The sequence below is a fragment of the Polynucleobacter sp. MWH-Aus1W21 genome (genome assembly GCF_018687275.1).
Lineage (GTDB): Bacteria > Pseudomonadota > Gammaproteobacteria > Burkholderiales > Burkholderiaceae > Polynucleobacter.
Genome location: NZ_CP061287.1, coordinates 627,451 through 640,317 on the forward strand (window position 1 = coordinate 627,451; position 12,867 = coordinate 640,317).

The 12,867-nt window shown below is 46.3% G+C and carries 15 protein-coding genes; 11 read left to right on the top strand and 4 right to left on the bottom strand.

The window, feature by feature from the left end:
* Positions 1-77: 77 nt before the first annotated feature.
* From ICW03_RS03320 to ICW03_RS03330, 3 genes are all read left to right on the top strand, one after another.
* Positions 78-323, top strand: coding sequence for a FeoA family protein (locus tag ICW03_RS03320; RefSeq protein ID WP_068321020.1), 246 nt, complete (start codon positions 78-80; stop codon positions 321-323).
* Positions 316-2,229: a ferrous iron transporter B gene (locus ICW03_RS03325; protein WP_215348972.1), complete on the top strand. Its 1,914-nt coding sequence runs from the start codon at positions 316-318 to the stop codon at positions 2,227-2,229. The genes ICW03_RS03320 and ICW03_RS03325 overlap by 8 nt, the downstream gene beginning before the upstream one ends.
* Positions 2,230-2,299: 70 nt before the next feature.
* Positions 2,300-2,695, top strand: a complete 396-nt coding sequence (locus tag ICW03_RS03330) for a cytochrome c5 family protein (RefSeq protein WP_215348975.1) — start codon at positions 2,300-2,302, stop codon at positions 2,693-2,695.
* A gap of 47 nt (positions 2,696-2,742) precedes the next feature.
* Here ICW03_RS03330 and ICW03_RS03335 read toward each other — a convergent pair whose 3' ends face one another.
* Positions 2,743-3,744 (bottom strand): tripartite tricarboxylate transporter substrate binding protein, encoded by a 1,002-nt coding sequence (locus ICW03_RS03335; RefSeq protein WP_215348978.1) that lies wholly within the window; start codon positions 3,742-3,744, stop codon positions 2,743-2,745.
* Positions 3,745-3,850: 106 nt separating this feature from the next.
* Between ICW03_RS03335 and ICW03_RS03340 the strand changes: the two genes are divergently transcribed.
* The 3 genes from ICW03_RS03340 (at position 3,851) to ICW03_RS03350 (ending at position 5,933) form a co-directional block, all read left to right on the top strand.
* Positions 3,851-4,132 carry a SemiSWEET transporter gene (locus ICW03_RS03340; protein ID WP_068321027.1) on the top strand — a complete coding sequence of 94 codons (282 nt, stop codon included), beginning with the start codon at positions 3,851-3,853 and terminating at the stop codon, positions 4,130-4,132.
* Between the two features lie 35 nt (positions 4,133-4,167).
* A complete protein-coding gene (locus ICW03_RS03345; RefSeq protein ID WP_215348981.1) occupies positions 4,168-4,860 on the top strand; it encodes a fumarylacetoacetate hydrolase family protein in 693 nt (230 codons plus the stop codon).
* An 83-nt stretch (positions 4,861-4,943) separates the two neighbouring features.
* Complete coding sequence (locus tag ICW03_RS03350; RefSeq protein WP_251374485.1) at positions 4,944-5,933, top strand: alpha/beta fold hydrolase; 990 nt, start codon at positions 4,944-4,946, stop codon at positions 5,931-5,933.
* Positions 5,934-5,951: 18 nt separating this feature from the next.
* On the opposite strand, the gene ICW03_RS03355 is transcribed toward ICW03_RS03350, so the two are convergent.
* Positions 5,952-6,731, bottom strand: coding sequence for an enoyl-CoA hydratase/isomerase family protein (locus ICW03_RS03355; RefSeq protein ID WP_215348987.1), 780 nt, complete (start codon positions 6,729-6,731; stop codon positions 5,952-5,954).
* 111 nt (positions 6,732-6,842) lie between these two features.
* Between ICW03_RS03355 and ICW03_RS03360 the strand changes: the two genes are divergently transcribed.
* From ICW03_RS03360 to ICW03_RS03380, 5 genes are all read left to right on the top strand, one after another.
* Positions 6,843-7,001, top strand: coding sequence for a DUF5993 family protein (locus ICW03_RS03360; RefSeq protein WP_215348990.1), 159 nt, complete (start codon positions 6,843-6,845; stop codon positions 6,999-7,001).
* Between the two features lie 6 nt (positions 7,002-7,007).
* Positions 7,008-7,571, top strand: a complete 564-nt coding sequence (locus ICW03_RS03365; protein WP_215348992.1) for a disulfide bond formation protein B — start codon at positions 7,008-7,010, stop codon at positions 7,569-7,571.
* An 86-nt stretch (positions 7,572-7,657) separates the two neighbouring features.
* Complete coding sequence (locus ICW03_RS03370; RefSeq protein WP_251374449.1) at positions 7,658-8,605, top strand: tripartite tricarboxylate transporter substrate binding protein; 948 nt, start codon at positions 7,658-7,660, stop codon at positions 8,603-8,605.
* A gap of 124 nt (positions 8,606-8,729) precedes the next feature.
* Positions 8,730-9,158 carry a hypothetical protein gene (locus tag ICW03_RS03375; protein WP_251374450.1) on the top strand — a complete coding sequence of 143 codons (429 nt, stop codon included), beginning with the start codon at positions 8,730-8,732 and terminating at the stop codon, positions 9,156-9,158.
* A gap of 27 nt (positions 9,159-9,185) precedes the next feature.
* Positions 9,186-9,647, top strand: coding sequence for a glycine zipper family protein (locus ICW03_RS03380; protein ID WP_215348999.1), 462 nt, complete (start codon positions 9,186-9,188; stop codon positions 9,645-9,647).
* A gap of 18 nt (positions 9,648-9,665) precedes the next feature.
* Here ICW03_RS03380 and ICW03_RS03385 read toward each other — a convergent pair whose 3' ends face one another.
* Both ICW03_RS03385 and ICW03_RS03390 read right to left on the bottom strand, forming a co-directional pair.
* Positions 9,666-11,057, bottom strand: coding sequence for an MATE family efflux transporter (locus ICW03_RS03385; protein WP_215349003.1), 1,392 nt, complete (start codon positions 11,055-11,057; stop codon positions 9,666-9,668).
* Positions 11,058-11,060: 3 nt separating this feature from the next.
* Positions 11,061-12,779 carry a glycosyltransferase family 39 protein gene (locus ICW03_RS03390; protein ID WP_215349005.1) on the bottom strand — a complete coding sequence of 573 codons (1,719 nt, stop codon included), beginning with the start codon at positions 12,777-12,779 and terminating at the stop codon, positions 11,061-11,063.
* Positions 12,780-12,867: the final 88 nt, after the last annotated feature.

Consider the following 12,867-nt stretch of genomic DNA (forward strand, 5'->3'; position numbering starts at 1 on the left):
GTTGGTCCTTTAGGCGAATGATATTCATTCTCATTTATCGCTATAATGGGCCTTATACAAGCTAAAAAGCATATTTGATGAATTTAGACCAGGTCGACTTAGGCAGTCTTTATCGCGTTACCGAGGTAGACGTGCCTAAGGGTGCACCCCAAATTAAGGGGCAACTAGAAGACATAGGCTTTTTGCCTGGCGAGCAAGTAACTGTTTTGCGTAAAGGCTTGCTTGGTAAGGGGCCGTATATGGTTCGTGTAGGCGCTTCGACTTTTGCTTTGCGCCAGTCTGAAGCGCGCATGATTTTGGTTGAATCTTTGCAGCATGTCTGAATCCAAAGTTCATTTTTTTCCTAGTGAGCCACTCGTAGCGCTTTTGGGTAATCCCAATTGCGGCAAAACAGCGCTATTTAATTTATTGACTGGTAGTCGCCAAAAAGTGGCCAACTATTCTGGTGTCACTGTTGAGCGCAAAGAGGGGCGTCTGACGCTGGATTCAGAAAAAAATATTCGCATTCTGGATTTGCCAGGCGCATATAGCCTGTATCCCAGATCGCTTGATGAGCGCGTGACTTGCAATGTATTGCTTGGTAGGGCGGAAGGTGAGAAGCGCCCTGATTTAGTGATCTGCGTATTAAGCGCAATTAATTTACGTCGTAACTTACGCCTGGTGTTGGCTGCAAAGCGCCTTGGCTTGCCTTGCGTCGTAGTGCTCAATATGCTCGATATCGCCAAGCGTCAAGGCTTACAAATAGATACGGCTGCGCTATCAAATGAGCTGGGTTTGCCTGTGCTTACCAGTATTGGCATTCAATCCAATGGTGCTGATGAGATTAAACAGTTTCTTTCCAATCTGGATTGGCGAAACTTAAATAGTCTTCGCACTGGGACAAGTGACGCCACCTTAGAAAATGTTGCTTCCCACATTGCCCATACCGAATCAGACAATGTTCAGGTACAAAAAATTCTGCAAAACCTGAAGCTAGATCGCATCATCCCCGATCAGTTAAGTGATCGTCTAGATGCAGTGTTGCTTCACCCAGTTCTTGGCCCTATTATTTTGGTGGTCTTACTCTTTTGCATTTTCCAGGCGGTCTTTAGTTGGGCGACTGTACCGATGGATCTTATTAAGGATGCAGTTGAATACTTAGGTGGTCAAGTTGCTGAGTTGCTGCCCAATGGTTGGGTGCGCAGCTTATTAATCAACGGAATTTTGGCTGGCCTAGGTGGCGTGGTGATCTTCTTGCCACAGATTCTGATTTTGTTCTTCTTCATTCTGTTGCTTGAAGAATCTGGTTATCTTCCAAGAGCTGCGTACCTCTTGGATAGGGTGATGGGATCGGTTGGACTCTCTGGTAGGTCATTCATTCCATTACTGTCTAGCTTCGCTTGCGCTATCCCCGGAATCATGGCAACCAGAAGCATTTCTAACTCGCGTGATCGTATGGTCACCATCCTGATAGCGCCGATGATGACGTGTTCTGCACGTTTACCGGTTTATGCCTTATTAATCTCCGCATTTATTCCTGAGCAAAAGCTCTGGGCTGGCATTGATCTGCAGGGCTTAGTTTTGTTCTTGCTCTATCTTGCTGGAATTTTAGGGGCGATGGCAGTTGCCTGGATTTTGAAGCGCTTTACGAGTGAGCAATTCAAGATGAATGCTCTGATGATGGAGCTGCCAAGCTATCACATGCCGCGTCTGAGCAATTTGGCAATTAGCTTATGGCAACGTGCAGAAATATTTTTACGCCGAGTTGGTGGAATTATCCTGTTAATGACAATTGGCCTTTGGGTCTTATCTAGCTTCCCATTCCCTCCTGAGGGTGCAACGGGTTCGCCTATTCAATATAGCTTTGCCGGAATGTTAGGCCAAGCCTTGGCCCATGTTTTCTCACCGATTGGCTTTAACTGGCAAATTAGTATTGCCTTAGTTCCGGGTATGGCGGCTCGTGAGGTTGTTGTGAGTTCTCTGGCGACCGTATATGCATTATCTAGCTCTAGCGCAGATGCGGCTGATGCCCTAATTCCCTTGATTTCTAGTGGCTGGTCTTTGGCTACGGCACTTTCTTTATTGGCTTGGTTTGTATTTGCGCCGCAGTGTTTGTCGACCATTGCGGCAGTCAAGCGAGAGACTGGGGGCTGGAAAATACCCGTCATTATGTTGAGCTATCTTTTTGGATTGGCCTATATCGCCGCCTTTATTACCTATCAAATTGCTAGCGCTCTTGGTCTAGCTTGATTGCGATCAAAGCAAGGTTTCTGAAATTCAGATAATCTCTTAAGCATTCACCACTAAAGAGAGTGCTCAAATGCGTTCTAAACCAATTTTCTTCTTACTGTCCTGCCTGTTGGGTGTTTTTGTCTCAAGTTTGGCTTTGGCTCAATCTGGCGAGAATACCTATAAACAAGTTTGCGCCGCCTGTCATGGAGCAGGAGTCCTCAATGCCCCTAAGTTTGGTGACAAGGCTAAATGGGCGCCCCTCATTGCAGAAGGTCAGGCAACCCTGACTGCTCACGCTTACTTTGGTGTGAGGGCAATGCCCCCAAAGGGCGGTAACCCCAATCTTAGTATTGAAGGTTTCTCTGACGCCTTGGTTTATATGGTCAATAATTCAGGCGGCAATTGGAAAACACCAGATACCAAGATGATCGCTGCCATCAATAAAGAATTAGAAGCCCGCAAGGCAGGCCAAAAAAAGAATTAATTGAAATCCAACGCTTGCATCATCAAGCGTTGGAATATTCAAAGGCTTTAATCAGCCTTAACGTTGGCGTCCTTGATTACTTTGGCCCACATTGCCAATTCTCTCTGAATGCGTTTTGCAGAGTCGGCAGGTGATAAGTAGTTCACATATACACCAGCTGCCAACATGCGCTCTTGAACCTCAGGACGCTGCAAGATTGCTTTAATGTCTTCACTAAGTTTATCGATGATTGGTTTAGGTGTTCCTGCTGGCGCCAAAATTCCAAACATACTCACGACATCGAAGTTAGGCAGGCCAGTTGCCTCTGTAACTGTAGGTACATCTGGCAATTGGCTAATCCGTTTGGAGGTTGTTACTGCTAAAGCTCTTAGCTGACCTGCCTGAATAAATTGCAATGCCGCTGGCACGGTCTCAGACATCGTTAGCACCTGTCCGCCAACTAAGTCGGTCATAGCGGGGCCGCTACCTTTGTAAGGTACATGCAATAAATCTAAGCCAAGCTGATTGCGAAACATTTCCATTGCAAGGCGTTGTGGAGCGCCAGAACCAGATGAGGCAAAAGTGAGTTTGCCTGGGTTGGCTTTTGCGTAGGCAATGAACTCCTTCATATTCTTTACGGGAACTGAAGGGTTCACTACAAACACAAGCGGAACAACTCCCACCACGTCAACCGGGGTGAAATCCTTTTCCAAGTTGTATTTGATTTTGTCTTTATCTAAATTCGCATTGATGGCGTGCGATGTGAGGGCGCCCATAAGCAGGGTGTAGCCATCCGGTGCAGACTTGGCCACCATGTCAGCTCCAATATTGCCGCTGTCTCCCCCACGATTATCGGGAATCACTTGTTGGTTAAGTGACTTGGATAGCTCCTGCGCCAGGATGCGACCAATGACGTCTGTTGCCCCACCTGGGGGATAAGGGATAACTAGCTTAATAGACTTTTCAGGATAGTTCTTGATTGCAGCGCTATTGCTTTGAGCAAGTAGCGAGCTGCTGATGAGGCTGCTGCACAGGAGTAGGCCTAGACTCTTAATAAGTTTTTGTCTCATTTTGTATTTTTAATGTTAGGTTGAATTACGAATTTCTATTATGAACATAAATTAAATTTATGCACTGCATCAATGATTTGGAAATTTATCTAATTACAATGCCAAAATGACCCTAGAGCCCCATCAAATAGAGATTATTGGTTATTGCGCTGCGTTCTTAACCACCATTGCCTTTTTACCTCAGGCGATCCGCTCATGGCGAACCAAGGATTTGTCGGGCATTTCACTAGGTATGTATTCCTTATTTACCGTTGGGGTGGGCTTGTGGCTCATTTACGGTCTGATTATTGAGAAGTGGCCCCTCATCATGGCAAATGCATTGACCTTTGCTTTAGCTCTCAGTATCTTGTTGTTGAAATTGCGCCATACTTCTACGCATCAGAAATAAAACACTTATTCATTTAAATTTTTAGAAAGGTTTTTATGTGCTCAGCATTTGTGATCGATCCCCCAGCGGTAGTTTCCTTGCCAGTAACGGGTGATGCTCGTCGTTTTGCAGTCAATCGTATTTATTGTGTTGGCCGCAACTATGCTGATCACGCTCGTGAAATGGGGCATGATCCTGATCGCGAGCCACCTTTCTTTTTTATGAAGCCAGCTAATTCAATTGTGACTGATGGCAAAGATATGGCTTATCCCAAGCTATCAAATGACGTGCATCACGAAATTGAAATGGTTGTAGCGATTGGCAAGGGTGGTGCGAATATTTCTGCAGATAAAGCGCTTGAACATGTTTATGGTTATGGAGTTGGCCTGGATATGACTAGACGTGATTTGCAAGGCGAAGCCAAGAAAATGGGCCGCCCATGGGATACCGGCAAGGCATTTGATCAATCGGCACCTTGCGGAGAAATCACTCCGGCCAGTCAGTGCGGTCATCCATCCAAGGGTTCGGTCAAACTTTTAGTGAATGGCGAAGTGCGTCAAGAGGGTGATCTGAATCAGCTGATTTGGAATGTGCCAGATACTATTGCCTATCTTTCTACTCTATTTACTTTGGAGCCTGGTGACCTTATTTTTTCTGGCACTCCAGCAGGTGTGGGACCGGTTAAAAAAGGGGATGTGCTCGAGGGCAGCGTTGCAGGCTTACCTAATTTGAAGACAAAAGTTATCTAATTACAGAAGAGGTTTGCTTGATGAAAAGATTGTTGAGGAGAGTAGGGGTCGTATTGTCTTTAGGAGCGCTGCCCTTGCTCCTCATGTCTTGCGCTAATACTGAGCAAGCAAGTAAGCCTATTCCACCAGCCAGCCTCTATGCAGATGCGGCTCCATTAGATTTGCGCTTAAGTAAGTGGCCATATCCATATCCCCTAAAAGAATTTAAGACTTCGTTGCAAGGGCAGCCAGCCAGCATGATGTATATGGACGTTGCTGGTTTGGGTAAGCAAAAGGGCGTAGTTGTTTTATTTCATGGCAAGAACTTTTCTAGCGACTATTGGGCGCCAACAATTGCGGGCCTCTCTGAAGCGGGTTATCGGGTGATTGCGCCAGATCAGATTGGCTTTGGTAAGTCTTCCAAGCCAGATGTGGCTTACCATTTCGATGATTTAGCTGCCAATACCCAAGCTTTATTAAAGTCTCTCAATATTCAACGAGTTTCAGTAATTGCGAACTCAATGGGCGGAATGGTTGGCGTTCGTTTTGCGCGCCTATATCCTCAAACAGTGCAAAAGTTGGTCCTTGAGAATCCTTTGGGCCTTGAGGATTACAGTAAAGATATTCCCCCACAGAAGAACGAAGATCTTCTTAAGCTAGAAATGGCGCAAACAGAAGTCAGTTATCGTCGTTTTCTGCAAACCTATTTCCCTAGCTGGCAGCCTAGTTACGAAAAATTTGTGGAAGTGTATGTACGAGTACAAAAAGGTCCGGACTATCCAGCTTATGCGAAGACTTCTGTATTGACCTATCAAATGATTGCGGAAAAACCGGTAGTGCATGACTTGCCGCAATTGAAGATGCCAGTCTTATTGGTTATTGGACAAAAGGATCGTACTGTATTTGGTCGTCGCTTTGCGCCACCTGAGGCCGTTAAGTCATTGGGTAACTTTCCAGAGTTAGGTAAAAAAGCACAGGCAGCTATTCCAAATGCAAAATTGGTGCCGATTGAGAACGTCGGCCATGTACCCCATGTTGAGGTGCCAGATCAGTTTATAAAAACAGTGGTGGAGTTTTTGAATTCCAAGGGTTAGAACAATGACCCTGTAGTGCTATTTGCCAATCCACTGGGGTGGGCGACCCTCTAAGAAGGCGTTCACTCCCTCCCTGAAGTCTTTGCTGTTATAGGTCTCACGCATAAGGTCTGTGCAATCGGGCAGATTGCTCTGAAGCAGGCGCGCCAATGCAAGCTTGCTCGCCTTCTGAGTAATTGGCGCCAGTGAAATCAGTTTTTGTACCAGCTCATTTGTTGCCACATTGATTTCTGATGCATCTGCCGTTTGATACAGGAAGCCTGAATCCAATAATTCTGGTGCTTTAATAAGTTCTGCAGTGAGTAACATTTTTTTTACGGTTGGTACGCCTAGATGAGCAGCAAGCCAGGATAGATTGCTTGGCGATAAGCAGTTTCCAAGTGTTTTAGCTACTGGTATCCCAAAACGCGCTTCGGGCGTAGAGATTCGAAAGTCGCATGCAGTTGCCATCAAAAGACCGCTACCCACTGCTAAGCCTTCAATCACTGCAATCGTTGGTATAGGCAGTTGTTGTAAAGAAGCGAAGATATGATCAACAGCAACTTCATAAGCCTCATTTTCTTTGAGATCAACAAACTGTTGAATATCGCTTCCTGAAACAAATGCTTTATCTCCCGCGCCCTGAAAAATGACTGCACGAATATTCACATTTTTCGCCAGCGAGTCGCAAATATGTTTTAGCTCTTCATACATTGGCCAAGTGAGGGCATTGCGGGCCGCGGGATTATTAAAGGTAACTCGCGCAATTTTTCCGTCGACATGTAAGTCTAAGCAGGGCGGGGCAGAATTGACAGTCATGCTTTTATTCTAAACAATAGCTCGTACCTGAAATCAGGAAAAGACCATCTCACAAACACTGTAATGGAGTTTTTTATCCATACATCGACCCTCCTGCGCTAGAATTCCTCTATGTATATGTTTCTGCCTTTTCTGACAGCTTTTATCGGACTTGTATTGGTCTGGTTTGAGAAGCGCCGTGCAGGCTTAATACTTTTGGCGATTACTATTGGCATCCTGGTGGTTTGGTTCCGTTTTCATGCAACCAGCCATCTCAATCTTAGTCTGTAAACCATTATGAGCAGACATTCTTTTTCTTCATTAGCGGCATTAGGCAATCAGCTTGCGCTGCTTGCTGTTGTTGGTATGCTGGCCTATGCATTCGTAGATCAACTCTATTTTGGCGAGTTGCCTTGCCCGCTATGCTTAATGCAACGTATTGGATTTGTAATTATTGGTTTTGCTTTGGTCCTAAATATTCGCTGCGGTGCGTATTCTGCGCATTATGGTTTGGGCATTATTGGTGGGCTAGTGGGCATGATGGTTTCATTGCGTCAGGTGTTCTTGCATATTCTTCCAGGCGATAAAGGCTTTGGTAAAACCTTTTTAGAGTTGCATTTTTATACTTGGGCTTATGTCGGCTATACCGGTTTATTACTGGGTTTGGCAGTGTTGTTGATGCTGCCCAATCGCGATGTACGTTCGCGCTCCTGGTTTGCAAATACTTTAATCATTCTTTTTATTCTGTTGGTGTTCGGAAATCTTGTTTCCACCTTGCTTGAATGCGGCATCGGCCCTTGCGCAGATGACCCAGTGAAATATGACGGCTGGCTGTGGCTTCGCTCTCGCTTTGGTTTTTAAGACCCCTCGGTCAAATTCTGCATTTATCGAATATGCAACTCCCCAAGGCTTTTAAGCATCTCTTGCTTTTCTGCCTAGCATTGCTGATGACTATTTCTGTTCATGCGCAGTCTAAATCAGCGGCAAAGGCTGTCTGGCCAAAACAACCAATTCGAATTATTGTCCCGTTCACTCCGGGAGGAGCGCCAGATATCTTGGCACGCGTACTAGCTGAAAATTGGCAGCAAAGTTTAGGGGTGCCAGTACTCGTAGAAAACAAGCCGGGCTACGGCGGCAATATTGGTGCTGACTTAGTTGCGAAGAGCGAGCCTGATGGATATACGTTACTCATCGGCACTGTCGGTATACATGCAATAAATAGTGCTCTATATGAAAAACTTTCTTACGACCCCGTAAAGGACTTCACGCCGATTAGTTTTTTAGCTAGTACGCCCAATGTTCTCATAGTGAATAAAAAACTAGGCGTCAGTAATCTTCATGAATTAATTGAGCTGGCAAAGGTAAAACCCGATCAACTGACTTTTGGATCTTCAGGGGTGGGGACATCGCTACACATGTCGGGTGAATTATTTAAAGAGATGGCGGGTGTGCAGATACGTCATATTCCCTACAAAGGACGGGCACAATCTTTGCCGGATTTACTGAGTGGACGCATTTCCATGCTGTTTGACAATCTTTCTTCCTCCTTGACTTTAATTAAGGCCGGGGAAGTACAAGCTCTTGGGGTAACCACTCTTAAGCGTTCTCATGCCGCACCGGAAATACCTACTTTGGCAGAGCAGGGTTTGACTGGGTTTGAGGCGGTCTCTTGGTTCTCTTTGATGGCGCCAGCCAATTTACCGCCGCATATTCAAAAGCAACTGAATCGCATGGCCAATCACACTCTTACCAACCCCGAGGTGAAGTCTCGTCTTTTAGCTGGCGGCCTAGATCCTGCGCCAGGTAGCCCTAAAGACCTTTCAAGGTTGATTTCCTCTGAAGTTGCCAAATGGGATAGGGTGGTGCGGCAATCTGGCGCAAAATTGGAGCCGTAAGAACTACGATAAATAAATGATCTTATTGTCAGCCTTGATGTATTTCAGGCGTTATTGATAGTAAGACGAGTAAAAACTAAAATAGCAATATATGAAGCGTGACCAATTTTAAAAGGGGTTGATTGTGAATCGAATCAAGCAATTCAGCATCTTGGTAGCGGCTCTAGCCTCTTTTTTGATCCTTTTGCCAGCTTTTGCGCAAGCAGGTAATGTAGGTTGGAATGTATCTGTGGGCGGAGGCTGGAATCCTGCTGCCTACGGACCGGTCTGGGGATCAGGGTGGGGCCCAGGATGGGGTCCAGGGTGGCGAGGTAATTGGGCTTATGGGGGTGGTTATTACCGCCCATACACTGGTTACTACGCGCCACCGGTAGTTACATATGTGCAGCCAGTTCAACCAATGGTTTTAGCATCCCAACCACAGCCTGCCGTCTGGTATTACTGCGAAGCTAGTGGAAAGTACTTTCCGTATGTTCAAGAGTGTCCAACAGGCTGGCAAACGCAGCCAGCAATGCCACCAGCAAGTAATACAAAACCCAAGCAGCAGCATTAAAAATTTTCAGAATATTAAAGGTTTGATATGAAACGATTTACCCGCATTGTATTTTTAGCTGTACCTGTACTTGCATCTCTAGCTGCATGTGTATCCGCACCCACTGGTCCGACAGTGGCAATCATGCCTCGTGTTGGAAAACCATTTGAGGTATTCCAACAGGAAGATCAAGTATGTCGACAGTTTGCTGCAAATGCCGTGAAAGACACTAGTGATGCAGCTTTAAAGGAGGGCGCAACTAGTGCCGCTATTGGTGCTGCATTGGGCGCAGCCGCCGGCGCAGTAATTCAGGGTGGTAATCATGCCAATATTGGTACTGGAGCCGGTGTCGGTTTATTAGGCGGAGCTGCTATGGGTGCAATGAACTCTGCTGGCAAGCAAAACCAAGCGCAGACGCAATACAACATTGCCTACCAACAGTGCATGTACTCCAAAGGGAATCAAGTACCAAGTTATGCTGCTCCAGCATCCGGTCCAAGCAATCGATAATTTCTTTAGAAATTTAATCTAGGTTTCAATGGGCGGGTGCGTTCTTTCGTAGCGCTCTGCCGTTCTTCTAAAGAGGTAGAGCAAAAAGCACGCAGCCAATGCCAGACTGAGGCTGTTGCCAGCCCAGAAACCATTGGCGCCTTGCAAGAGGGCAGGTGTATTACCCAATACATTAAAGCCCATGAGATAACCTCCTCCAAGACCGACACCCCAGAGCGAGCCAGCGTAGATCACCATTGGCAAAAACGCAATTCGGTAAGCTCGCAGAATAAAAGCCGCTGTAATTTGTAATGCATCAAACACTTGATAAAACGCAATGAATAAGAAGAGGGGGATTGAGAATGCCTTCACTTCCGCCGGCGGATCATATAAATCGAGTAGTTGAACCCTCAGGATCCACACAGCAATACCAATGGTGATGCAAAGTGAGGTGGTGAAAAAGACTGAAGACCAACCTATCTCTTCAGCGCGCTCAGGTTTATTTGCACCAATGGACTGAGATACTAGTGTCATCGTTGCAATCGAGAGGGAGAGTGGCACCATATAAATGACGGTTCCCATATTTGCCACAATTTGATGGCCTGCCAATGCAGTAGTTCCAAGGCGGGCGATAAATAGAGACATGAAGGTGAATGAAGTCACTTCAATTAAGTAGCTAAAGCCAATTGGTGCGCCGAGCTTTAGTAAAGTCCAAATCCTGTGCCAGTTAGGCATACTAAAGCGCACAAAGATCTTAAAGGGTCTATAAAAGCGATCAAACAGAACAAATCCTAAAGTCATTATTAGCCATGACCAGTTGATGATTACTGTGGCAACTGCGCAACCAGGGCCACCCATACCCTCAATGCCAAAGCCGCCATAAATAAAGAGCAGATTGAGGGGTAACTTAAGTGCTAAACCGATGATTTGAGCTACTGTAATTACGGTAGGGCGCGACACTGCATTGTGAAGCGCCATCAGGACGCGCATTCCCATGCTGGCAGGTAGGCCGATTGCCAAAATATTGAGATATAGCTTTGCCTTGCCCTCAATCGCAGCATTCATTTGTGAGATCGCAAGCAAATGATCTGCGTTCAGCAAAATGAAACAACCTAAAACACTTAATCCTAAAGCTAGCCATGTTGCTTGACGAACTTCTTCACCGATTTCTGAAAATCGCTTGGCGCCAAATAATTGACCAGCGATTGGTGCAAGCGCAGAGATGACCCCGGTGAGACCAACGTAAATGCTAATGAAGATGGCTGAAGCCATGGCGAGCGCTGCTAAGTCGTCTGCAGAGTAGCGTGCTGTCATTGCTGTGTCTAGTACGCCAAATGCAATAACAGCTAGTTGCCCTATGAGCAAAGGCCCGGCCAGTTTTAGTAAGGAGGGGATATCCTCGCGCAGGCGCGATAACTTAAAGTGCAGCACGATTTACTCTGAGATGACTTCGTAAAGACGCAGTCGCTCGTCGCGGTCAGCAGCACGACGATCTTCCCAAACTAGGATGAGTTTTTTATTGTTTAGTTGCGCGTAAGCTTTTGCCTCAGATGGGCTATGGGTCAGCATCCAAGGGCAGTTTGGATCATCACGCAATTTGAGTTTGGAGAAGTATTCAAAAGAAGCAAGCTGTGCAAAACCGAGGTTACTCGTATCAATGCAGCCACTCCCTGATGGGACCATTTGCGCTAAACGCGCAGAAACATGACGATAGGTTTTGGCGTAGTTAATAGTTGGTAACCAGAGGGTCATTAACAAGACCCACATGAGTGTTGTGCCTGATGCCGAGATAATCAGGCAGCGCCAAATCTCTTTTGGGGCGCGTGAAGTTCTCCAGCGAACAACGGCAAGCCATACGCCGGTAATTGCAAGCGCCACAATGAATCCCAAAATATTAAATTGGCTTTCGAAACCAGGGAGTAGGCGTGCAACATTAGCTGCAGTGGATTCTGGAAAGCCAGTGACTTTTGCTAGCCAAATAATCCAAATAGCTAGAGCAATGAGCGTAAAGCTAAACATTGCAAACCAATCAATAAAACTAATAACGCTTCGCTTTAGAACGGGCAGACTAAAAGCAGCAATGATGGAAAGACTTGGAATCAAAATCATTAAATCATGCTCGTTTGCTTCAAGGCGGAACAAAACATAAAATAAGCTACCAATAAATAAGCTCAGTGGAATGCAAAGGTGCGGTGCGCGCCATGCACCCGCTTCTTTAACTCGGCCCCAGTGGGCCAGCGAAACAATTGCTAGGGGCCACACAGGCCAGGCATAAGCCCAGAAGTTCACACTCAAGAATCCCAAAGACTCAATTGAGGGTGTGGTGCCCATTTCAGGCATATTGCGCCAACCATCCTCGGCAATGTGACGCCAATTTGGAGGTAGGTCAGTTAAATACCAAACTAACGGCCAAATCGCAAAACCAATTAAACCCAAGACGGTGCTGGTCAGTGTCCAGCGAAAGCGCAACCTTGCGTTGCTGGCAATGACTGCAATAATGGTCGAGCTAACAATGATTAGACTGAGGGTGAGGTTGCTTGATAGGACAACAATAGCAATACCAAGACCAGTCCATAAGCCGCCTTGCCATGGTTTGTCTAAGCCGCGCACAGTGCCATAAAGCACAATGCTAATGCCCATCAATTGCGCCATCATCGGCGTGGTTTCATGGGCGCGTTGAGCAAGACCTACGCAAGCTAAGAAGATGAGTAAAGCGCCGTCGGCCATGGTCATGCCGTAACTCTTCAAATCAGGTTGACCACCAACAGCTAGGGCCATTGGTTGGACTTCGCGGCGACGACCTAATAAATAGGTTGCATACCAAATGGCTAGTGCCGCAGCAAAGAAGCAAATTGCCGAATACAAACGGGCAGCATTGGCAGCACCAATGAGTGGGCCAAACCATTTGATGAGGGTCGCGCCCATCCAGTAGGGTAGTGGTGTGCCAAGCGAGATATCGCGACCAGCTAGATGCGGAACGATCCAGTCGATAGAGTCGCCGCGAAAGAGCGTCCACATTCCACCAAAGCCAATGGCGTCTTCGTTTTTCCAGGGATCCCGAAAGAAGAGTCCAGCAAAACCATAAACCAATGTCAGCGCAAAAATAATAATGCGCGGAATGGATTTAGTGGCAGCGGCGGTAAGTTTGACCATGTGTGCAGTTCAAAATAAAAAAGGCAGCAAACGCTGCCTTAATTATCTCGCAGAGCAGGTATTTAACATACCCTGCGAATAGAAGTGT

What these genes read in the sequence shown, in the direction of transcription:
- ICW03_RS03365 (WP_215348992.1), top strand. Translation starts at nt 7,008, where the DNA reads ATGAGCAGACATTCTTTTTCTTCATTAGCGGCATTAGGCAATCAGCTT.
- ICW03_RS03320 (WP_068321020.1), top strand. Translation starts at nt 78, where the DNA reads ATGAATTTAGACCAGGTCGACTTAGGCAGTCTTTATCGCGTTACCGAG.
- ICW03_RS03390 (WP_215349005.1), bottom strand. Translation starts at nt 12,779, where the DNA reads ATGGTCAAACTTACCGCCGCTGCCACTAAATCCATTCCGCGCATTATT.
- ICW03_RS03355 (WP_215348987.1), bottom strand. Translation starts at nt 6,731, where the DNA reads ATGACTGTCAATTCTGCCCCGCCCTGCTTAGACTTACATGTCGACGGA.
- ICW03_RS03380 (WP_215348999.1), top strand. Translation starts at nt 9,186, where the DNA reads ATGAAACGATTTACCCGCATTGTATTTTTAGCTGTACCTGTACTTGCA.
- ICW03_RS03360 (WP_215348990.1), top strand. Translation starts at nt 6,843, where the DNA reads ATGTATATGTTTCTGCCTTTTCTGACAGCTTTTATCGGACTTGTATTG.
- ICW03_RS03340 (WP_068321027.1), top strand. Translation starts at nt 3,851, where the DNA reads ATGACCCTAGAGCCCCATCAAATAGAGATTATTGGTTATTGCGCTGCG.
- ICW03_RS03335 (WP_215348978.1), bottom strand. Translation starts at nt 3,744, where the DNA reads ATGAGACAAAAACTTATTAAGAGTCTAGGCCTACTCCTGTGCAGCAGC.
- ICW03_RS03330 (WP_215348975.1), top strand. Translation starts at nt 2,300, where the DNA reads ATGCGTTCTAAACCAATTTTCTTCTTACTGTCCTGCCTGTTGGGTGTT.
- ICW03_RS03345 (WP_215348981.1), top strand. Translation starts at nt 4,168, where the DNA reads ATGTGCTCAGCATTTGTGATCGATCCCCCAGCGGTAGTTTCCTTGCCA.
- ICW03_RS03350 (WP_251374485.1), top strand. Translation starts at nt 4,944, where the DNA reads ATGTCTTGCGCTAATACTGAGCAAGCAAGTAAGCCTATTCCACCAGCC.
- ICW03_RS03370 (WP_251374449.1), top strand. Translation starts at nt 7,658, where the DNA reads ATGACTATTTCTGTTCATGCGCAGTCTAAATCAGCGGCAAAGGCTGTC.
- ICW03_RS03325 (WP_215348972.1), top strand. Translation starts at nt 316, where the DNA reads ATGTCTGAATCCAAAGTTCATTTTTTTCCTAGTGAGCCACTCGTAGCG.